Source organism: Vibrio sp. M260118 (assembly GCF_036533755.1).
Classification (GTDB): Bacteria; Pseudomonadota; Gammaproteobacteria; order Enterobacterales; family Vibrionaceae; genus Vibrio.
The window spans coordinates 1-21,586 of sequence record NZ_JATABG010000023.1; the positions used below are offsets into that span (position 1 = coordinate 1).

General features: G+C 44.1%; 21 protein-coding genes. 11 read left to right on the forward strand and 10 right to left on the reverse strand.

Going from position 1 to position 21,586, the window contains the following annotated elements; all coding sequences use genetic code 11:
* Both QTO00_RS02955 and QTO00_RS02960 read right to left on the reverse strand, forming a co-directional pair.
* A partial coding sequence (locus QTO00_RS02955; protein ID WP_331422844.1) for a TerC/Alx family metal homeostasis membrane protein occupies positions 1-914 on the reverse strand: 914 nt, incomplete at its 3' end.
* 491 nt (positions 915-1,405) lie between these two features.
* Complete coding sequence (locus tag QTO00_RS02960; protein WP_331422845.1) at positions 1,406-3,157, reverse strand: bifunctional metallophosphatase/5'-nucleotidase; 1,752 nt, start codon at positions 3,155-3,157, stop codon at positions 1,406-1,408.
* 217 nt (positions 3,158-3,374) lie between these two features.
* Here QTO00_RS02960 and QTO00_RS02965 point away from each other — a divergent pair, with 217 nt between their 5' ends.
* A complete protein-coding gene (locus QTO00_RS02965) occupies positions 3,375-5,006 on the forward strand; it encodes an ATP-dependent endonuclease (protein WP_331422846.1) in 1,632 nt (543 codons plus the stop codon).
* Between the two features lie 115 nt (positions 5,007-5,121).
* On the opposite strand, the gene QTO00_RS02970 is transcribed toward QTO00_RS02965, so the two are convergent.
* Both QTO00_RS02970 and QTO00_RS02975 read right to left on the reverse strand, forming a co-directional pair.
* Positions 5,122-5,607 carry a DUF1097 domain-containing protein gene (locus tag QTO00_RS02970; protein ID WP_331422848.1) on the reverse strand — a complete coding sequence of 162 codons (486 nt, stop codon included), beginning with the start codon at positions 5,605-5,607 and terminating at the stop codon, positions 5,122-5,124.
* Positions 5,608-5,778: 171 nt separating this feature from the next.
* The gene (locus tag QTO00_RS02975; RefSeq protein WP_331422849.1) at positions 5,779-6,684 is read right to left on the reverse strand and encodes a LysR substrate-binding domain-containing protein; all 906 of its coding nucleotides are present in this window, start codon (positions 6,682-6,684) and stop codon (positions 5,779-5,781) included.
* Between the two features lie 247 nt (positions 6,685-6,931).
* On the opposite strand from QTO00_RS02975, the gene focA reads away from it, so the two are divergent.
* Positions 6,932-8,380 carry a formate transporter FocA gene (focA, locus tag QTO00_RS02980; protein WP_331422850.1) on the forward strand — a complete coding sequence of 483 codons (1,449 nt, stop codon included), beginning with the start codon at positions 6,932-6,934 and terminating at the stop codon, positions 8,378-8,380.
* Positions 8,381-8,484: 104 nt separating this feature from the next.
* Here focA and QTO00_RS02985 read toward each other — a convergent pair whose 3' ends face one another.
* The 3 genes from QTO00_RS02985 to QTO00_RS02995 all read right to left on the reverse strand — a co-directional run bounded on the left by QTO00_RS02985 (position 8,485) and on the right by QTO00_RS02995 (position 9,992).
* Positions 8,485-9,054, reverse strand: a complete 570-nt coding sequence (locus QTO00_RS02985) for a YceI family protein (protein ID WP_331422851.1) — start codon at positions 9,052-9,054, stop codon at positions 8,485-8,487.
* Positions 9,051-9,590: a cytochrome b gene (locus tag QTO00_RS02990; RefSeq protein WP_331422853.1), complete on the reverse strand. Its 540-nt coding sequence runs from the start codon at positions 9,588-9,590 to the stop codon at positions 9,051-9,053. Before QTO00_RS02990 ends, QTO00_RS02985 begins: the two co-directional genes overlap by 4 nt.
* Positions 9,591-9,743: 153 nt before the next feature.
* A complete protein-coding gene (locus QTO00_RS02995; protein ID WP_331422855.1) occupies positions 9,744-9,992 on the reverse strand; it encodes a DUF2164 domain-containing protein in 249 nt (82 codons plus the stop codon).
* A 103-nt stretch (positions 9,993-10,095) separates the two neighbouring features.
* Here QTO00_RS02995 and QTO00_RS03000 point away from each other — a divergent pair, with 103 nt between their 5' ends.
* The 3 genes from QTO00_RS03000 (at position 10,096) to dcuC (ending at position 13,342) form a co-directional block, all read left to right on the forward strand.
* Positions 10,096-10,731, forward strand: coding sequence for a hypothetical protein (locus tag QTO00_RS03000; protein ID WP_331422886.1), 636 nt, complete (start codon positions 10,096-10,098; stop codon positions 10,729-10,731).
* 144 nt (positions 10,732-10,875) lie between these two features.
* Positions 10,876-11,715, forward strand: a complete 840-nt coding sequence (locus QTO00_RS03005; RefSeq protein WP_331422857.1) for an EAL domain-containing protein — start codon at positions 10,876-10,878, stop codon at positions 11,713-11,715.
* A gap of 259 nt (positions 11,716-11,974) precedes the next feature.
* Positions 11,975-13,342: an anaerobic C4-dicarboxylate transporter DcuC gene (gene dcuC / locus QTO00_RS03010; RefSeq protein WP_331422858.1), complete on the forward strand. Its 1,368-nt coding sequence runs from the start codon at positions 11,975-11,977 to the stop codon at positions 13,340-13,342.
* A 75-nt stretch (positions 13,343-13,417) separates the two neighbouring features.
* Here dcuC and QTO00_RS03015 read toward each other — a convergent pair whose 3' ends face one another.
* Both QTO00_RS03015 and narQ read right to left on the reverse strand, forming a co-directional pair.
* Entirely contained in the window at positions 13,418-14,050 is a 633-nt protein-coding gene (locus tag QTO00_RS03015; protein WP_331422859.1) for a response regulator, read from the reverse strand.
* Positions 14,037-15,770: a nitrate/nitrite two-component system sensor histidine kinase NarQ gene (gene narQ, locus QTO00_RS03020; RefSeq protein ID WP_331422860.1), complete on the reverse strand. Its 1,734-nt coding sequence runs from the start codon at positions 15,768-15,770 to the stop codon at positions 14,037-14,039. Before narQ ends, QTO00_RS03015 begins: the two co-directional genes overlap by 14 nt.
* 240 nt (positions 15,771-16,010) lie before the next feature.
* Between narQ and napF the strand changes: the two genes are divergently transcribed.
* The 6 genes from napF to QTO00_RS03050 all read left to right on the forward strand — a co-directional run bounded on the left by napF (position 16,011) and on the right by QTO00_RS03050 (position 20,559).
* Positions 16,011-16,493: a ferredoxin-type protein NapF gene (napF, locus tag QTO00_RS03025; RefSeq protein WP_331422862.1), complete on the forward strand. Its 483-nt coding sequence runs from the start codon at positions 16,011-16,013 to the stop codon at positions 16,491-16,493.
* A 14-nt stretch (positions 16,494-16,507) separates the two neighbouring features.
* Positions 16,508-16,819 carry a chaperone NapD gene (locus QTO00_RS03030; protein ID WP_331422864.1) on the forward strand — a complete coding sequence of 104 codons (312 nt, stop codon included), beginning with the start codon at positions 16,508-16,510 and terminating at the stop codon, positions 16,817-16,819.
* Positions 16,816-19,305, forward strand: coding sequence for a periplasmic nitrate reductase subunit alpha (gene napA, locus QTO00_RS03035; protein ID WP_331422865.1), 2,490 nt, complete (start codon positions 16,816-16,818; stop codon positions 19,303-19,305). Before QTO00_RS03030 ends, napA begins: the two co-directional genes overlap by 4 nt.
* A gap of 72 nt (positions 19,306-19,377) precedes the next feature.
* Positions 19,378-19,833, forward strand: coding sequence for a nitrate reductase cytochrome c-type subunit (locus QTO00_RS03040; RefSeq protein WP_331422868.1), 456 nt, complete (start codon positions 19,378-19,380; stop codon positions 19,831-19,833).
* A gap of 28 nt (positions 19,834-19,861) precedes the next feature.
* Positions 19,862-20,440 (forward strand): NapC/NirT family cytochrome c, encoded by a 579-nt coding sequence (locus tag QTO00_RS03045; protein WP_331422869.1) that lies wholly within the window; start codon positions 19,862-19,864, stop codon positions 20,438-20,440.
* A 14-nt stretch (positions 20,441-20,454) separates the two neighbouring features.
* Positions 20,455-20,559, forward strand: coding sequence for a TIGR02808 family protein (locus tag QTO00_RS03050; RefSeq protein WP_331422871.1), 105 nt, complete (start codon positions 20,455-20,457; stop codon positions 20,557-20,559).
* Here the strand turns inward: QTO00_RS03050 and galE are convergent.
* Positions 20,547-21,560 carry a UDP-glucose 4-epimerase GalE gene (gene galE / locus QTO00_RS03055; protein WP_331422872.1) on the reverse strand — a complete coding sequence of 338 codons (1,014 nt, stop codon included), beginning with the start codon at positions 21,558-21,560 and terminating at the stop codon, positions 20,547-20,549. The two genes, QTO00_RS03050 and galE, sit on opposite strands and share 13 nt — an antisense overlap.
* Positions 21,561-21,586: the final 26 nt, after the last annotated feature.

The window sequence follows — 21,586 nt, forward strand, 5'->3', positions numbered from 1 at the left end:
TGAATAACTGAAGCAATTACAGCAATTGTCATGGTGATAACAAGAACAAATAGTGATACTGGCGTTGGGATTGCCCACTCCGTGCCCACCAGCATCATCTTGATGCCAATAAACACCATAATAAAAGACAGAGCAGGTTTTAAGTAAACAAACTTATCCATCATGCCTTGCAAAACAAAATAGAGTGAACGCAACCCAAGCAGCGCAAATACGTTCGCCGCTAATACCAAGAATGGCTCACGAGTTACTGCAAATATCGCTGGAATAGAATCTAAGGCAAACATTACATCCATAAATGCGATCACCGTGATGACAATAAGCATTGGCGTTGCGACACGCTTGCCCTTTTCCACTATTGTTAGCGCGTTTCCACTGAAATTATCGCTAACTGGCATCAGTCTCCTGATCACGCGCTCCGGCAATGGATTAATTTGCTCATCGCCTTTGTCTCTCGCGAGTTGAATCCCTGTCCAAATTAGGAACAGCGCAAACACATACAACACCCAGTGATACTGAGCAAGCAACTGAGCACCGACGGCAATCATTATTGCGCGCAATAGTAGTGCTCCAAATACCCCCCAAAGTAGCGCTCGAGGACGTAAAGCTTCAGGCACTGAATACTGGTGAAAAATGATTGGGAACACAAACAAGTTATCGACACTTAATGACTTTTCCAATAGGTAACCAGTGATAAATGCCGTAGCTGCTTTAGACGCGCTGTAGTCACTATGAGGCGCGTACATTGGCCACAACAGATAGATCGATGCAGCGAAGACAAACGCAAGTGCGAACCAAAACAGGCTCCACAGCAGCGCTTTGTTGATGGAGATCTTTCCACCGCGAGTTTGATAAATATCGAGCGCGACTAAAGCCAAGATAAGAATGCCGAAGCAGTAATAAGTCATTGGGGTCATAAATCCTCCACACGCGGAGGGAACGGGCTATTTTGAGATAGTAGAGTCCCACCGCAAACAAACAATCTACGCAAAAATAATTGGCGTAGCATTTGACTACGTTGGTCTCGTCGAAATAGATGCTGAATATGACTATCAGCAACATTTATACTTACCGGATAGGTCTGAGCCTAACGAGATGACGATAAGTAAACCAGAGGCGACTACTCCCCAAACAAGGCGAATTCTATTCCTGCCATAGGTCGATGTCTACATATAAAATCAAAAAAGGAGCAAAAATTTTTGCTCCTTTTCCACTGCATTCATAAGGTACTTATTATATTGATGGTTCTGTCAATTTGGACGTTACACTCCACCGATTGGGATAAAGTATACCAGTGCTGACCATACGCCAATCCAGCTTACGACGACAGCGACATCAATCCAATCTTTACTCCACATAATACCCTCCTTTGAGTACTACCCATTCGTAATACGAACCCAAGGAGTATTTAGCAACCTTTATGCCAATGCTGACATCCGTTATCGTTGTGAGTTTGGTTAAGCGTGTGGGGCTTGTCAGTTAGTAATTTAATAAAGCAATCTGCCATTGAGAACGTGGTAACCATACCTTCATTCTCCATGTTCAAAATCGCTTCATAGCCCTCTTTCCCTTTCATGGTATAAGCAGAGGATGTCCCGTTATACGTGGCTTGTGGGTCAATTTTTCGCCACTCGCCTTCACTGTTTCTTAGCTTAAGATCTAAAACACGCTGACCTTTATCTGCCGAAGGATCATATTTGAAGTCGAGATTGTGTGTATAAGGGTATGAGCCGTCTCCGGTTCCCTCAATGCCATTATTAAAAGCATTATCTAGCGCGCCTTCTAACACAAGCGGCAAAAATTCGCCCTTAATCTGATAGATACCAATTGGAACGGCAAATGGAAGAATCTTACCTGCGATGTCTGCAACCGAGATATCACCCGGGTAGAGGGAGTTACGAACACCGCCTGCGTTATGAATAGCGAAATCAACACGATGACCTTGTTGCTCCATCATATAGACGAATGACTCTGCAACGAGCGGTGCTACTTCACTCGGGCCTTGTGCATCGGGCACGCGAATATGACGAAGCTTTTTCTCTGTGGTAGAAATAATCGTATTTTGTAGTTCACGTACTTGGCAAGTGTAGTTATCGTTCAATACGCTTTGTACTTTGCTGTCTTTTTTACACACGATGACATTCGGGTGGTTGTCTATATAATCACGTGCTTTTAGGTATGGGTCGTCACTATGCACAGCACTCATGCTCGCATCAATGAATACTCTGCGACCTAATAGAAGCTCATTTGTGCCGTTAAATGAAGCCAAGCTTCCATCAGGATTAAACTCCAGATCACAGTGCCCGAGCGTCAGTGCATGGAAGCCTGCTTGAACAACATGGGTATCATTAATCTTGATACCGTACTCATCTTCATCCGCTAAGCCAATATCAGAAAAGTTACCCTGCAACTTATGGCTATGCCCACCAACAATCACGTTAATCCCTTGTACATGCAAAGGAAGTTCTAAGTCAGCTTCGTAGCCCATATGACTGAGTAGAATAATTTTATTAATGCCCGCCGCATGGATCTGTTTGACGGTATTTGTGGCAGTTTCAATCGAGTTGACAAACGGAGTATCAAAATCTGGATTTGAGATATCAGCCATTTTATCAAGCGCGAGTGAGAACACCGCGACTTTATCATCGCCGATTTGCTTCTCTATCCATTGCGCTGACTTTGTCTGATCGACGAAACTCAATACACGTGGATTGCCAGATAGGCGCGTCGTTTTATCAGCCAATTCATTGGTCAGATCCCAGTTGCCAGCCAATAGCGGAAAATCAATCTTCTGCGCGAATTTCGCAACAGGCTCATTACCCATATCAAGTTCATGATTACCAAGCGCCATTGCATCTATCTGAAGGTTGTTAAGCATAGTTGCATTAGCATCGCCCTTAAACAGTGAAAAGTAGAGCGTGCCTTGAAAGCAATCACCTGCGTGAAGAAACAGGAACTCTTGGTTATTCACTTCAGCTTGCTTTCGTAGCTGCTGAACGCGAGTGGCGATCCTGGCAAATCCACCTGCACTCACAAACGGAGAAACGCTATCATTATCTACATTAATAGTTAGCTGTAACGACGTCGGTTCAAAATAGGAGTGGGTATCATTGATGTGAGCAATTCTAAGTTTGGTTGTTTTATTGTTTTTATCTGTCATATTTTCTCTCTCTTTTGGCCGATTTTATCGTAATCCATATGACAGAATCATTATCTTTCACACTTTTTTTGAAATGCTCTCGTTCATGCATTGAAAAATGAGGAACAAACCATAGACCACTGTGACGAAACTAAAAACTGGTTTGTGACTTAAATGCCTGCTAATCAAAAACTTTTCAATTATGCTTGTATTAACTACAGCGTAATGGAGCCACTCTATGAAGCTAGAGCGAATCGAAATATCTGGTTTTCGCGGTATTAAACGTCTTTCCATCGCCTTTGATGATCTTACGACATTAATAGGTGAAAACACTTGGGGTAAGTCTTCATTGTTAGATGCACTTTCTGTTGCCCTGCCACCTGAAGGTATACCTTATCAATTTACTTTAACCGACTTTCATGTCGACTATTCAATTTCTCATCCTCAAACACAGCATTTACAGATTGTCCTTAGTCTTGTTTCGACAGATAAAAACGAGATTAAATCTGGTCGATATCGCAAGATCAAGCCTATTTGGGTCCCGGATGAACAGGGTAGGAACCGTATCATCTATCGGTTGAGTGCGTCGCGTAATCAATACGATATTACCACTAATTATACTTTTCTTGATTTAGAGGGTAACCCGATTCCTCTGCATCACTCAGACAAGTTGGCTCAAGAATTAATGACGCTGCACCCTGTGATACGCTTACGAGACTCGAGACGCTTTGAACGTCCTATTTCAGATAGCAAAGACGTTAACGCACGTATGGAAAAACGCATTGGCAATACGTGGAGACGGCTGATGGCGATTCCTGGTCACGTCAACAAGGGGGAAATGCGAAGTAGTCTTAACTCGATGAGGGCTTTGGTTGAACATTATTTTTCTTTTAAGTCCAACACCCGTAAGGATATTCGTAAACAGCGCGATGGGATTTTCTTTAATGCATCACCAGGTTCAAAAAGCATCTCCCAAGTGGTCGAGGAAACGCAAGACAAGCAGACTCGCTTACTGTTTATGGGGCTGTTAAATGCCTATCTACAAGCAAAAGGGCCAACAACCCTGAGGCGCTGCGCTCGGCCACTGTTAATTGTCGAAGACCCAGAAGGTAGATTGCACCCCACCCATTTAGCACGCGCTTGGGGCTTACTTCAGTTGCTACCAATGCAAAAGATCTTAACCACTAACAGTGGTGAATTACTAGGTCAGGTTCCCCTTTCAAGTATTCGACGTTTGGTACGCATGAACGATCGCACCATTACCAAATATATTCCCGACCAAGGTCTCGGCCGCGACGAACTAAGACGAATTGGTTTCCACATTCGATTCCACCGCTCTGGCGCATTGTTTGCTCGATGTTGGTTGCTGGTCGAAGGTGAAACTGAGGTGTGGTTATTTAATGAACTTGCAAACCAGTGTGGATACAACTTAGCAGCAGAAGGTGTGCAGATTATCGAGTTTGCTCAGTCAGGATTAAAGTCACTGATAAAGGTCGCCAAAGCTTTTGGTATCGATTGGCATATCGTTACTGATGGTGATGCTGCGGGTAAAAAATATGCCGCTGCTGTAATGGCTCAGCTTGGCCAAGACCAGCAAAGACATCGTCTTACTGAGTTACCTGATAGAGATATTGAGCATTTTCTTTATAACAATGGTTTTGAACCCTTCTTCAAAAACATGCTCAGAATACCGCTTGACCACCCGATACCTGCGAAAAAAGTGGTTACACGCGTATTGAAGAAGTTCGCCAAGCCAGATCTTGCCTTAGCCATTGTATCTCATTGTGAGAATCAAGGAGTCGAAGGTATCCCGATTCTTCTGCGCTGGACATTGAAACGCGTTGTCACTATGGCAAATGGAAATACGTAACTTGTTCAAAAATCAAAAAAGCGGCATCTAGAAACTAGATGCCGCGTATCAAAAATGCTGCTGATACAAATCAATCGGGGGTGTCCCTATATGAGCATAGGACGATTATCAAAGGCTATGAACGAGTCGGTAAGCTCGCATCAGCCTGAGATTGGTTTGAGTTTTGATAAACCCACATGCCGCTCGCCTTCATTAAGTAGCCAAAAACACCACCTAATATTAACGAAGGAACTACAAGCTGCCAGTTGCCATCAGCGGCGAACGTCGCACATGAACCAATAAAGGTACCCGGAATGTAACCGAGCCAAGATTGTTTCGCTTGCGCGCACATCAAAAATGCCACAACCGCTGTAATCACATAACCAAGGATCTCAAGCGAAGCTAACTGTGATAACTGGATAATCACCATTGCCCAAAATACACCGCTCATATTGGTTATCAAACTTACTGATAGACCTTTTAAACCGTCATTTGGTGATGCGAAGTAGCTTGTGCAGCCAAGAAAGCCTGCCCAAGTTAAAAGACCTAATGAGACAGCGATCCAGCCCCAAAGTCCGGATAAGATGCCTGTTGTAAGAGAAATAGCGATTAGAGTGCTCATCATGCCTCGCAGAGTGTGTTATGTGACACGTCAAAAGTACGAGTGAGCATAATAGGTTAAACAGCGTCGCATTCACGTGATAAAGATCTCATTGATAGCGCAATTATATGTATGCAATAACTATAAATTGTGACGCAAACGCTATTTCAACATAATTAGTAAATACCAAATTTACAGTACAGAAGGCTTACCTTTCATCATTCGCGCACCTTCGCGTTTGATACACTCTACGAGCGGGTTCTCAAGCATGTCGGCACGCCAAATAAAGGAAAGCGTTCTTTCCATGGTCAGCTCTGGAACATTAAGCGCGACAAGTTGACCACTGTCGATAAATCGCTCTACGTCTAAATACGGCAAACACGTGAGATATTGACCGTTCTCTACCATACTGCGTAGAACAGGTACGTGCTCATATTCGCGCCATACATCGAGATCCTCAATTAAATGATGAATAGAGCTATCAAAAATTTTGCGAGTACCACTACCATGTTCACGTAATACCCACTGCGCTTGTTCCAACTGGGCAAGACTGACAGTACTGTGCTTAGCAAAAGGGTGATGAGCCGCTGCAACTACGGTTAAGTGATCACGACACCAAACCTCTTGATTGAGGCGATTGTCATCACATCGACCTTCGATAATTCCAATATCATGCTTATAATCAAGCACACCTTGGATAACGCTATCGGTACTTCTCACTTCTAGAGAAATACGCATCTCTGGAAATGAATTATCAATAATACTGATTAAGTCTGGGACTAGGTGTTCGGCCGGAGTTTGACTAGCACCGATTTTGAGATTGCCACTGAGTAGGTGTTGTTCATAAAAGCCCATTTCAATCTGTTGTGCATCTTGCAATAGACGTTTTGCCTTTGGGCGTAGCCACATACCCCAATGAGTAAGTGCCATCTGCTTGCCTTGCCTTTCAAACAAAGGTCTTCCGAGCATTTTCTCGAGTTGCGCGAGCGACATACTGGTAGCCGATTGAGTTAATGCAAGTTTGTCCGCAGCCAAACTAACACTTCCCGTGTCCGCAACAGCGTCAAAAACCGCGAGCTGTTTTAATGAGTACCGCATAACTCTCATATCCTTCTTATGTGCGAAATCTCGCTAATTTAGTTATTTCCTATGGAATCAGATAATTCTGATAAGCAAGCCGTTTCATTTTACCAGTCCTACACGCCTTATCAATATTATTGATAAAGATTTTAAAAATTATCAATTTTACCTGTACGTTTCGCCACCCTATTCTGAACTCACAGCGAACAACGCAGCGCTGTGAACTTAAGGAGGTTAAGAATGATATTTCGAATTGGGAGCATGTATGGCAACTGCGAAAACAAATAACCAATACTTTTCACCAATAGAGATGATGGCTGAAGCAGAGAAATTTGCGCTCAGTAAGGCGAAGAAAAGCAGTGGTATGACTTTAAGCCTAGCCATCATGGCTGGTGCATTTATTGGCCTAGCGTTTCTTTTTTATATAACGGTAACAACCGGGAGTGCCGATGCAGGCTGGGGACTCAGTCGCTTAGCAGGCGGACTCGCTTTCAGTATGGGTTTAATCCTGATTGTGATTTGCGGTGGCGAATTGTTTACCAGCTCTGTGCTATCAAGTATTTCATGGGCGAATAAGCAAATCAGCTTCAGCAAGATGCTTTCGATTTGGGGCAAAGTTTACGTTGGCAACTTTATCGGTGCAATGTTCTTGTTGACCATAGTTTCAGCGGCAGGTTTGTACCAGATGGACCATGGTCAGTGGGGGCTTAACGCGTTAAACATTGCTCAGCATAAGTTACACCATACACCTGTACAGGCATTTGCTCTGGGTATCTTATGTAACTTGCTTGTTTGTTTAGCTATTTGGTTAACCTTTAGCAGTGCAAATGCAATGACTAAGGCAGTAATGACCATTTTGCCTGTTGCCATGTTTGTCTCTAGTGGTTTCGAACACTGCGTAGCAAACATGTTCATGGTGCCGCTTGGCATTGTAATCCAGAACTTCGCCCCAGAAAGCTTCTGGCAGCAAATCGGCACAACAGCGATTCAGTATTCAGACCTAAACATTAAACAGTTTGTCCTAGCGAACCTTATTCCGGTAACGCTTGGCAACATCGTCGGCGGTTCGGTTCTTGTAGGACTTGCCAACTGGGGTATCTACCGCAGACCACAACTTAAAGCGACAAATGTTCGCGCAATTACAACCACAACTCAGATTAAATCGGCTAAGGACGTCACTATGAACAGCAATATTACTGCAACAGAAATCATGAACAACAACCCAATCGTTTTACGTGCAGAGATGCCAACATCAGTGGCTATCGACACGCTATTAGACAACCACCAAATCAGCGCGCCAGTTTGCGATATTGAAGGACGACTAATCGGTTTCTTCTCAGCGCACGACATCATGGTAGACCTTTGGTGCCAAGACTATATCCCAACAGCATCGCAAAAAGTTGTCGATATTATGTCTCGCGAAGTGGTTGCAATTGATGCTAAAGACAAGCTGGTCGATATTGCTGAATATCTATGTATCGATAAAGAGCAACTATACCCAACAACAAGTATGGGCATCGCAACGCAGTTTACGACTCTTTCATTAGAGGAACGCGCAAAAGCAATGAAAGTAAGCAAACCGCACGTATTACCAGTTTTGGAAGACGGTAAGTTGGTCGGTGTGATTACGCGTGAAAATGTACTTGCAGCACTTCGCCCTATCTACGGTGAGCGTATCAGCGTTGTTGAAGAGCGTGAACTAGAAACAGCGTAACAACATACTCTTATGTCACTACGAATTTTGATCAGGAAATAAGTCGCTTGATCAAATAAGCCCCCAACATTTGTTGGGGGCTGCCAGCTTTAAGGCTTGCTAAACTACTTCTTAATACCTTCGACATGCAGTTCCATGTCTACATAGCTAGATGCGCCCATAACAGGGATGTTAAAGTCAGCAAGCTCTAGACGAGTAGTACCAACAAAACCCGCACGAGTTCCACCCCAAGGGTCTTGACCTGCGCCAACAAAGGTCGCGTTGATCGTAATTGGTTTAGTTACACCATGTAGGGTTAAGTCACCATTCACATCGAGTTCGCCATTACCTTTGTCGACAACACTACTACTGGTGAAAGTAGCATTCGAATACTTAGACGCATCGATAAAATCTGAGCTACGAATGTGTTTGTCGCGCTCTGCGTGGTTTGAATCTAGGCTAGTCGTATCAACGTTCACTGTTACCTTTGAAGCAGCAATGTCTGCTGGGTCGTAGGAAAACTCGCCGCTAAAGGTGTTAAAGCGTCCTTGAATAAAGCTGTAACCTAGGTGGCTTACTTTGAAGTTAATCGAAGCGTGTGCCCCTTTAGTGTCGATCATGTAATCCGCTGCGCTCGCACCCATTGGTAATGCCATTACCATCGCTAGTCCGGTAGCAAATAACGTTTTTTTCATTTTGAAGCTCCTATCATTTTGCGTAGCGTGTTGTCTTTGTTAATAAAGTGGTGTTTTAGTGCCGCAAGTGCATGAACTGCGGCAAGGATAATCAGTGACCAAGCGGCGTAGAAATGAACCTCGCCTGCAATATCAGCTTGGTTGGCAATTAACGCCCCCAAACTTGGGACAGTGAACCAATTGAATACGTCAATTCCTCTGCCATCGGCTGTAGAAATTAGGTAACCAGAACAAAACAGTACAAACAGAATTGCGTACATAGCCAAGTGAGCAAGTTTTGCTCCCAAAACCTCGTAGCTTGCGCCCTTCACTTTCGGTGACGCCGTCACGATTTTCCAAACTAAGCGAAATAGAGTTAACCCACCGAGTAATAAACCAATTGATTTATGCCAGTGCGGCGCGGTGCGATACCATTCACTGTAATAGGATAGGTCTACCATCCATAGCCCTACGGCAAATAAGCCGATCACTACCAGTGCTGAAAGCCAATGCACGACTCTTGCGACTAAATTGTAGTTTTGCGTTTCCGTTTTCATTTAACAGCCTTAAACGTTAATGACTCTTATTTGAGTTAAGAGTACATACACAACCATTGTTGCAACAGATTATTTACCATTTTTTACATAAGCGTAATCAGCTTTACTTGATGAAGTCATTCAAAATTTCTGAATAAGTCGATTTCAGTGAGTTCAGAAAGCGCTTTCCTGCTCCATCTCGTAAATTTCGTCTGCAATATCAACAACCTTACGTTCAATTATTGATTGAGCATCAGAAAGCCCTTTGTTGTAAAAGGCTGAACCAAACTTAGCGACAACGAAATCAAATAGAAACTCAGCATCAAATTGGCCAATTTCAATTTGCAGTTCATCTTCGAGATAGGTTTGCAGCTCAGCCGACATCGCCTGCTTTTGTTGTGATGTAAATTCAATCTTAGACATAAACCCTTAAAGTCCCATGTAGTTTTGACGATTAAGTGTAACGGAATTTAATAAGCGCATGTTAGGCTTAGTACGCTTATCGTTTAATATGGAGAGATGGGTCTTGTTGTTGGATGTGCTAGTTCAAAGCGTTAACGAGTTTCAAGCCGATTGTATGGCGTTGTGTGAAAAGCACTATCCTACCATTCACAACAAAGGCATGAGTGAACACCATTTAGGCTTAGCCTTTGCTCGTCGCCTATCGCGCACCCTCAATGAATTCGGCCATGATTACGAGTACAAAGCGCTCGATAGTCAAGGAAACGCAGACCTCCCTCACCACTATCGAATTAGTTCAGAGATTGGTACGGTTTGGGTTCTTACCTCTCATTTAGTCAGTGCCGGCCCGTCTTGTCGTAAGAAGCTTTTTCGCACCATTGCTCAGTGGCAAGAAGAGTATGGCTACGCAATTCAACCTAATGATCTATTGCTTCTACTCACTGATCACTGGATTACGCGCAACAAGCAGAGCCGTGAACTGCTTCACTGGTGGACAGGTCAACTACCTGATGAGATTGATGAGTATAAAATTCAGGGTATTACTCTCTATGAAAGCGAATCGTTACTTGCTCAGTCTTTAGAGCAACATTTCAACATTAGTCCCTATTATGTAAAGGCGACTCACCCACTTAAACGCGCCACCGACCAGCAACTTGTGCGCAAGTACATTCAATTATATTCGGTGATCCAACTCAGTTAGCCAACACACCAAATTCAGCCTAGATCAAAACTTTGTTTAGCCACGCAATGCTTACATTGACATCAGTAAGCTAGTGACACTACTATCAAGTGTTTCTGTATTCCGTGTTGAATACTGTTTTGGGTAAGATTTTTGGGTGTAATTATGATTCTGTCCACTAAGCAGCAGTTTGTGGATTGCCTTTCGTTAGATGAAAACTCGCGCTATATCGCAAAGTATAACGATTTAACGCTGACAAGCGTTTTTCAGGCTATCTACGACGGTGCAGATCAGGTCATTGGCGTTGAAGCGCTGGTTCGCATTCATCACGATCAGTTCGGTCCGATCAGACCAGATCGATTCTTTCATCGTCATGACTTCACTCAAGAAGACAAACTCAATGTAGAGCGCCTAAGCCGCGTTATTCATATCCGCAATTTCTGTCGCTCTGAATACCGCCATCTGCTCATCTTTCTCAACGTACTCCCGTCAGCTGGGGAAACCTTCGCTCTCGGAAATATCAACTCGATGCTACTCTCTCAACGACTCAAGGCACTCAATATTGATAACTCACAGGTAGTAATGGAAGTGGTAGAGTTTGATGCAAATAACGAAGACCGACTAACCAAAGCCATCCAAAACCTTGCCGAATGTGAATTTAAGATCGCTGTTGATGACTTCGGCATGAATGCATCGACAAGTGAGCGCGTAATGCGCTTGCAACCAAATATCATCAAGCTCGATCGATCCTTATTACTCTCGTATATGAAGGGATCGCACGAACCACTTAAGATCGGATTAGAACTGGCGAAAAAGATTGGCGCTCAGGTGGTGGTAGAAGGGATCGAAACAGGACAACAGCTAAGCACTATGCGTGCGTTAGGCGTTGATTTTTACCAAGGATATTATTTAGGTTTGCCGCAACCTCTAAATACCGTTTACGACGATGAGTTTGGCCTACATGACAACTTGGGCGATCCAAGCGTCGTCTACCGACAAGCGTAAACTCTTCCCCATACATCATCAAACATTCATCGTATTTTTAGAAGTTTAATATTTTAACTTTGACTCACCTATATATATTAACACTCCACGCTTAATTTAATTAACAAGATATTCCACCAATATTAATAGTTTAATCAATTTATTGTTCTAGATCACTAGACGTAAATCTATTGCTCGTGCCACAGCCAGAACTTCTGTACATTCTTTGACACAATTTGAAACGAATTGTTTCTACTATTCATGTTCCGAGGAGAGTTCTATGCTGGAGTTGTTAATTGGTTTGGTTGTGACCATTGCCGTTGGCTATTTCATCGTGAAAGGTTATAAAGCAGCGGGTGTGCTATTAACCGCAGGTATTCTACTACTGATTCTAACAGGCCTAATAGGTCACACAGTACTGCCTGCTAAAGTAACATCAACAGGCAATATATTTACTGATGCATTAGAGTACGTTAAGTACATGCTTCAATACCGAGGTGGCGGCTTAGGTATGCAAATCATGCTACTTTGTGGTTTTGCATCCTACATGACACACATTGGCGCGAATAATGTCGTTGTAAAACAGTTTTCTAAACCATTATCAGTGATTAAGTCACCATATGTTTTACTAGTGGCGGCATATATAGTGGCATGCTTGATGTCTTTGGCCGTTAGTTCAGCGACAGGCTTAGGCGTGCTATTGATGGCAACACTGTTCCCGATGATGACGGCAATGGGTATCTCTCGTCCAGCAGCAGTGGCAGTATGTGCGTCACCAGCAGCAATTATTCTTTCGCCAACATCAGGTGACGTTGTTATTGCAGCAGAAAAGTCTGGTCTAGCACTTGACGTATTCGCAGTTCAAACCGTACTTCCAGTATCTTTCTGCGCAATCATCGTAATGGCTGCTGCGGCTTTCTTCTGGAACAAATATCTTGATAAGAAAGACAACTCGCCAATGGAACGCATTGACGTTTCACAAATTGAGGTGAACGCGCCTTCTTTCTACGCGATTCTCCCATTCCTACCTATTATCGGCGTTTTCCTATTCAATGGCCGCACGATTCCTGGATTATCACTGGATATTTATACTATTGTCGTGCTGTCGATTTTTATTGGCGCAGTAGTTCACTACGTAGTTAAACGATTTGACGGTGAGAAGACATTAGAAGATCTTGAGTCTTGTTACCAAGGTATGGCTGATGCATTCAAAGGCGTCGTAATGCTATTGGTCGCTGCGGGTGTGTTTGCTCAAGGGTTGATGTCTATTGGCGCAATCGACAACCTTCTCCACCTAGCAGAGACTGCTGGTGCAGGCGGTATCGCCCTAATGCTAATTCTTACTGGCTTAACGGTCGCAGCTGCGATTGCGACCGGCTCAGGTAACGCTCCATTCTATGCGTTCGTTGAACTTGCACCTTCGCTAGCGGCGAAAATGGGTCTCAACCCAGCGTTCCTAATCATCCCAATGCTTCAAGCATCGAACCTGGGCCGTACTATTTCACCAGTTTCAGGTGTAATCGTAGCAACTTCTGGTATGGCAAACATCAGCCCGTTTGAAGTCGTTAAACGTACTTCAGTGCCTGTACTTTGTGGATTGGCGACAGTCATTGTTGGCACACTGGTTCTGGTGCCAATGACTGCTTAATCAATAAGCATGAACATCAACAAAGGGCGCTCATTTGAGCGCCCTTATCATATCTAACTATATCACTTGTAACAGTTACTTAATTTCGCCATAGCGTTCAAGATAGAGTACTGTTGCAGCGGTACGTGAAGGGACTTGTAGCTTTTTAAGTAAGCTTTTCATGTGTACCTTAACTGTAGATTCAGATATAAACAGCGTGTCGGCAATTTGTTTGTTGCGTAACCCTTTCGCCACTTCACGTAAAATTTGAGTTTCACGGTCAGTAAGGTCATCGAACACGCTGGTACTGTTCTCTCGATCAGATAGATATTTAGCGACTTCGCTACTGTATGCCTTATTTCCTGTTAAAGATTGCTTTAACAATTCGATCAGGTCATCAGGTTCAGTATCTTTTAATAGGTACCCGTCGGCCCCTGCGCGGACGATAGCTTCGATATCAGCAGGGCTATCCGATACGGTTAAGATGACAATAGCCGCATCACATCCATCGGCTCGTAAGGCGTTGAGCGTATCTAGGCCAGACATCCCTTTCATGTTTAAATCAAGTAAGATCAAGTCGGGCTTTTGCTCATGATTCTGCGCTACCGCCTCGGCTCCGTTACTTGCTTCGGCAACAACATTAAATTCATCTTCGTAGCTCAATAGCTGGTTGATGCCACGACGCATCAATGGATGGTCGTCGACCAATAAAACTCTACATTCTGTCAATGTTTGAATCCTTAACTTTTGGATATTCTAAGTAAACTTCACAGCCTTGATCGGGAACCGCCGCTACGCTGAGTTTGCCGTTTAACCGAGAGGCACGTTCGTTCATAATGCTTAAACCGTAATGGTTAGCTTTTTCCCTCGTCGAATCGAATCCAACACCATCATCATTTATAGCCACTTTTATGTGTGTGTCATTTTCTGTGCATTCAATTGTTATCGTATCTGCATGCGCATGTTTTATCGCATTGGTTACGGCTTCTCGGATTAACTGCAGTAAATGTACCTGTTGATTGGTATCGAGTTCAATTGAAGAGAGTTCGTTTATGAGCACGATCTCAGCATCGGTTTGATCTGACAACTGTTCGGTCATTGTTTGCAGTGCCGAACCAAAACTGCCCTCTTTAATAGAGAGCCTAAATGTAGTCAGCAACTCCCTCAGTTGCGTGTAAGCCGCAGACAAACCAGTATCCAGCTCCGACAGTATTAATGTGGTTTTATCTAGCTCGCGTGATTCTGGTAGCTTATTTATACCGCGCTTTAACAGCGAAACTTGAATCTTCAAGTATGAAAGCGCTTGAGCTAATGAATCATGTAGCTCGCGGGCAATGGTTGCCCTCTCTTCCATAACCAACAACTGCTCTGCTTGCCTTTGCGCCTGATTGTAATAAATCGCACGTGATAAAATCTGCACAAAATTATCGATCAACGCTTGATCTGGACAGGGCAAAGCAGTTTTCCAATACAGTGTACCCAACTCTGTTCCATCCAAAGCTAAGGCTTGGGAACGACATTGCTCCGTGCATTGACTGCAATCATGCCCCTCTTTGAACACGATTGGACGCTCTCCTAGCTGTTGAATTTCCAACCTTACTGCTGATATTCCTTCCAAGCTCGCGATGTGCTTAAGAATCGCGGAAAAGTTATCTTGTGTGATACGTGATGCCGTTAACTCCTGTGAAGATTGGTATAGAACCCTCAGTGAGTCATTAGCATGTTGTAGTTTCTGTGTTTTTTCATTGACTGCTTGTTCGAGTCCACGATAAAGCGCACCAAGGTCTCGTGCCATTCGATTAAACGCTTTAGCAAGAATACCCATTTCGTTATCACTATCTATGTTAAGCGCAACATTAAACGAACGTGACTGGATCTGTTCGCTGGCGATAACAAGCGAATTTAACGGCTTAACGATCTGCTTTCGAGTGTAATGGACAATAAATATACTGATCAAAAGCACGCCACCGAGGCCGAGTCCGCCAACCCAAGCGAGCGAAATCAGCTTCCTTTCAGAATAGTCTTGCAATTTATATACGAAACCGTCTATCTGAGTTACGAAATTCGCTACGAGCACCAAATATTGTTCTCTTTGTTCACCTTTTAGTACGTGTTTTAACTCATGCCAACGGGAAATTAGGCGGTAATAATCGTGAGTAATGTCATCAGGCACGGTCCAATTTTGCAGAGACTTCATCGAGTGCGAATAAATAGAGCGCTCAAACTGCTCAATATGGGTAGAGAAGTCGACCGAATCGGATTGAATATCATGGGCTAATCGGTAGCTCTGCATGCGCATAGAACCCGATACATTAACTGCCTCAGCATCGTTCAAACTCGACGCTAAGGTAAAGATTGCGAACCCTGTCGTACTGATAGAAAGAAGAAGAATGAGCACCATTGCCGTCGCTATTGTAGTCGTGACTGAGCTCTTGACGTTTTTGAACACTGCTACCTATTACCTTTCCTACAAATTCACCGATAAGAGACTAAGCTTACTACTGACTAGGTCGACAATATGTGATCACTCACGGGTAAGTTTATTGATCTAAAACAAATTTAAACCCTAATTACCCCCTTGGGGGTATTTATACAAATATGGCAAAAACTACAATTTATCAAAGCTAAATGACAGATTGTGAATGGTTATTTAGCAAAAACATAACTTTAAACGTAACTAGGTACGATATTGGTAAACCTATCTAAAAGACGGCTTTTCTCCAGTCAGACGCTAGAGATCAACTCTGTTCGTTTGCCTTGGCTAGTTAATAGCGAAAAATTTACTGAAATTTGTACCCGATGTGAAAAGTGTCGCGACGTTTGTGAAACTAACATAATCGTTAACGGCGACGGTGGATTTCCACAAGTGGATTTCTCTAAAGGCGAATGCACTTTCTGTTACCAATGTGCGGATATTTGTCCTGAGCCGCTATTTGGCGATAAGTCTGACGCACCATGGAATGCTAAGGCAGTGATCGAAGATAGCTGCCTAGCGAAGCAAAATATCGAATGCCGAAGCTGTGGTGAAATGTGCGAAACCATGGCAATACAATTCAAACTAGAAATCGGTAAGGTCGCACAACCGAACATACAACTTGATGAATGTACAGGATGCGGTGGCTGCGTAGCAGTGTGCCCTACTTCATCCATCAATGTGAGCAATTTAGTTTAATACGGAAGAAGTTTATGTCACTGAATGAAGTGCATATATCGAGTTTAGTCGTGCACTGTTCATCTGAACATCTCGATGAAGTTAAATCTGAAATCGAAAAGTATCCCAATGCCGAAATCTATGGAGATAGCCCTGAGGGTAAAATCGTCGTGGTATTGGAAACTGAAAATCAAGGTTTTATCACCGACACGATTGAAGCGATTAACAACCTCCCAAATGTGTTGAGCGCAGCTTTGGTTTATCACCAAATCGAAACTGATCTCGACGACGGACCGCAAAATAACAACACTGGAACTCACTATTCCCAGACCGAGGGTGAAGTATGAAGATGACAAGACGAGCGTTTGTTAAGGCAAACGCAGCGGCGTCAGCAGCAGCGGTAGCAGGCATCACGTTGCCAGCCTCTGCAGCAAACCTGATCGCTAGCTCAGACCAAACTAAAATTACATGGGACAAAGCACCTTGTCGTTTTTGCGGTACGGGTTGTTCGGTTCTTGTAGGTACACAAAATGGTAAAGTGGTTGCGACACAAGGTGACCCTGAAGCGCCAGTCAACAAGGGCCTAAACTGTATCAAAGGCTATTTCTTGTCGAAGATCATGTATGGACAAGATCGTATTTCTCAGCCACTTCTTCGTATGAAAGACGGCAAGTTCCACAAAGATGGAGACTTCACTCCTGTTTCATGGGACGTTGCTTTCGATACCATGGCACAAAAATGGAAAGATGCACTTAAGAAACAAGGTCCATCTGGTGTTGGTATGTTCGGCTCTGGTCAGTGGACAGTGATGGAAGGTTACGCTGCCGCTAAAATGATGAAAGCTGGCTTCCGCTCTAACAACATCGACCCGAACGCGCGTCACTGTATGGCATCTGCGGTAGGCGCATTCATGCGTACGTTCGGTATTGATGAGCCTATGGGTTGTTACGACGATTTTGAACATGCTGACTCTTTCGTCCTTTGGGGCTCAAACATGGCTGAAATGCACCCAGTACTTTGGACTCGCATTACAGACCGCCGTTTAAGCCACCAGCACGTCAAAGTTAATGTGCTTTCAACTTACTACCACCGTTCGTTTGAACTCGCGGATGAAGGCTACATTTTCGAACCTCAATCTGATTTGGCAATTGCTAACTTCATCGCTAATTACATCATTGAGAACGATGCAGTAAATTGGGATTTCGTTAATAAGCATACCAACTTTAAACAAGCAACAACCGATATCGGTTACGGTCTTCGCGATGACGACCCGCTACAGCAAGCAGCTGCGAATCCGAACTCAGGTAAGATGTCTTCGATCTCTTTTGAAGAGTACAAAAAGTCGGTTGCACCTTACACATTAGAAAAAGCGTCAGAAATGTCTGGTGTTTCTCAAGAAAAACTTCTGACACTCGCGAAACAATACGCGGATCCAAACACGAAAGTGATGTCACTTTGGACTATGGGTATGAACCAACATACTCGTGGCGTATGGATGAACAGCCTAGTTTATAACATCCACCTATTAACAGGTAAGATCGCAACTCCAGGTAACAGCCCATTCTCACTAACAGGCCAACCTTCGGCATGTGGTACCGCTCGTGAAGTTGGTACATTCGCGCACCGTCTACCTGCGGATATGGTGGTTGCGAATCCTAAGCACCGTAAAGTAGCTGAAGGCATTTGGAAAATCCCTGACGGCGTCATTCCTCCGAAACCAGGCTACCACGCGGTACTCCAAGACCGTATGCTGAAAGACGGTAAGCTAAACGCTTACTGGGTAATGTGTAACAACAACATGCAAGCGGGTCCAAACATTAACGGCGAGCGTCTACCAGGCTACCGTAACCCAGACAACTTCATTGTATGTTCTGACCCTTACCCAACCGCAACAGCCCAGGCTGCTGACTTGATCCTACCTACCGCAATGTGGATCGAAAAAGAAGGCGCTTACGGTAACGCGGAACGTCGTACTCAAGCTTGGTACCAACAAATCGAAACCGTTGGTGAAGCTAAGTCTGACCTATGGCAGGTAATGGAATTCACCAAGCGCTTCAAAATGGAAGAAGTTTGGACTGAAGATCAACTTGCACAAGCGCCTCAGTACCGTGGTAAAACCATGTACGACATGCTGTTCGCAAATGGCGTAATCGATAAGTACCCAGTTGAAGAAGCGAAAGAGCTTAATGATGACGCGCACCACTTTGGTTTCTATGTTCAGAAAGGTATTTTCGAAGAGTACGCTCAATTCGGTCGCGGCCACGGCCACGATTTAGCACCGTATGATCGCTACCACCAAACTCGCGGTCTACGCTGGCCTGTAGTTGATGGTAAAGAAACGCTTTGGCGCTATAAAGAAGGTTCGGATCCCTATGCAAAAGAGGGTTCTGGATGGGATTTCTATGGTAAACCAGATGGCAAGGCATTAATAATTTCCGCTCCCTACGAAGCACCACCAGAAGTGCCAGATTCTGAGTACGATATGTGGCTATGTACAGGTCGTGTACTAGAACACTGGCATACCGGTACTATGACACGCCGTGTACCTGAGTTATATAAAGCGGTTCCTGATGCGGTGGTTTATATCCACCCAGAAGACGCGAAAGCGCGTGGTGTACGTCGTGGCGAAGAGGTTCTGATTGAGAATAAACGCGGTGAAGTACGTGTTCGTGTTGAAACTCGTGGCCGCAACCGTCCACCAAAAGGCTTGGTATTCGTACCGTTCTTTGACGCACGCATTTTGATCAACAAGCTGATCTTAGATGCAACTGACCCACTTTCTAAACAAACTGACTTTAAGAAGTGTCCAGTTAAGATAACTAAGATCGCATAGTTATGAGTGCTCTGGCTACGTTACATAACGTAGCCAGAATCAAGAATTTAGCCATTAGGCGGAGAATGAATAATGAAAAGAATGTTTATTGCACTATTGTCTGTTAGTGCCCTTGTGAGCAGTTTCGCATTCGCTGAACTGGATAACCCGGGAGGCATCGGTGGTCTTGAGTCTTTGCGCGGTGTAAGCGAACTTGAAGATACGCGTCCTGCAGATGAGTTTAAAGATTTTCCAAAAGATCAGATAGTTTCAGACAGCTTTGTTTACCAACCACCGCTGATTCCACATAGCATCCGTAACTATGAAGTGTCTTTAAATGCCAACAAATGTTTGGCTTGTCACAGTTGGAAAAATGCAAAAGAGTCAGGTGCGACCAAAGTCAGTGTTACTCACTACGTTAACCGCGAGGATGCGGTATTAGCAGACATGTCACCTCGTCGCTACTTCTGTTTGCAATGTCACGTTCCACAAACCAACGCTAAGCCATTAGTGAAGAACGAATTTGATTCTGTCGATTCGCTTAAGTAAGTGAAATACGAACACTAAGAGGTTATTTATGAAGATACTTAAAGCGTTTTGGAATAGACTAAAAAGCCCGAGTAAAGCTGCTGTTGGTGTAGTGTTGTTCCTTGGATTTTCTGGTGGTCTCCTGTTCTGGGGGGCATTCAACACTGGGATGGAAGCAACGAATACCGAAGAGTTCTGTTCAGGCTGTCACGCACCTATTGTTGCTGAAATTCAAGAAACAATTCACTATTCGAACCGTTCAGGTGTTCGTGCAATTTGTTCAGACTGTCACGTTCCTCACGAATGGACGGATAAAATCGTACGCAAAGTTCAAGCATCAAAAGAGCTCTTCGCTCACTTTGTTACCAGAACAATCGATACACCTGAGAAGTTCCAAGCCCGCCGAGCTCACCTAGCTGAGCGCGAATGGGCTCGTATGCAGAAGAACGACTCCCTTGAATGTCGCAACTGTCACGAGTTTGATTTTATGGACTATTCACAGCAAAGTAAACGTGCCGAAGCTCAGCACTCTACTGCCCTAGCATCTGGGGAGAAAACATGTGTTGATTGTCATAAAGGCATCGCACACAAACTCCCAGACATGCACGGCGTTGAAGGTTGGCAGTAAGGAGAAGTTGAGACATGAGTACATTAGAATCAGTTATTTGGCATATCCTGGGTTATGGTGCAATGCCGTTTATAAACAAGCTGGTCTTTTTCAACTTTCACTTTAGTTACTCTGGATAACCATTCGGGTTGTTCGATTGCCAACGCCAAGTGTCTTGGGTCATGTCTTCAAGGCTACGAACTGCTTTCCAATCTAACTCAGTTTGCGCTTTTGCAGGATCGGCCCAACACTCTGCAATATCACCAGGGCGTCTGTCGACAATTTTATAGTTAATCGTCTTGTTCGACGCTTTTTCAAATGCTTTGACCATATCTAGCACACTAGAGCCATTACCTGTGCCTAGATTGTAGATATGTAGCCCAGCCTTTGGACCGGCCTTGTTTAACGCAGCAATATGACCGTCAGCAAGATCCATTACGTGGATATAGTCTCGGACACCTGTGCCATCGTGAGTCGGGTAATCATTACCAAACACAGATAAGCAATCACGGCGTCCAACCGCCACTTGAGATACAAATGGCATCAGGTTGTTCGGGATGCCTTGGGGATCTTCGCCTAACTCACCGCTTGGGTGTGAGCCCACTGGGTTAAAGTAGCGCAGTAGCGTAATACTCCAGTCTGGATTGGCTTTCTGAAAGTCAGTTAAACACTCTTCGACCATCAGCTTACTGCGACCATAAGGATTTGTTGCGCTGGTTGGGAAATCTTCTCCAATCGGCACTGACGCAGGGTCACCATAAACTGTCGCTGAAGATGAGAATATCATGGTTTTAACGTCAGCCTCTCTCATCGCGCTAACCAACACTAAGGAGCCATTGACGTTGTTGTCGTAATACTCAAGCGGCATCTCTACCGACTCACCAACGGCTTTTAGTCCAGCAAAATGGATAACTGCGCCGATGTCATGATTTCTCATAACCTCTATTAATCGCCGCTTATCACGGATATCGCCTTCGATGAATTCTGGTTTTACTCCCGCTACTTTCTCAATTCTTGCTAATACGGAGCATTTACTGTTGTATAGGTTGTCATAAATTACCGGAGTCATTCCGGCTTCAATCATTTGGATACAAGTATGGCTACCTATGTACCCCATTCCACCGGTTACTAATACATTCATATCACTGACCTTTTAAAAACATGGCG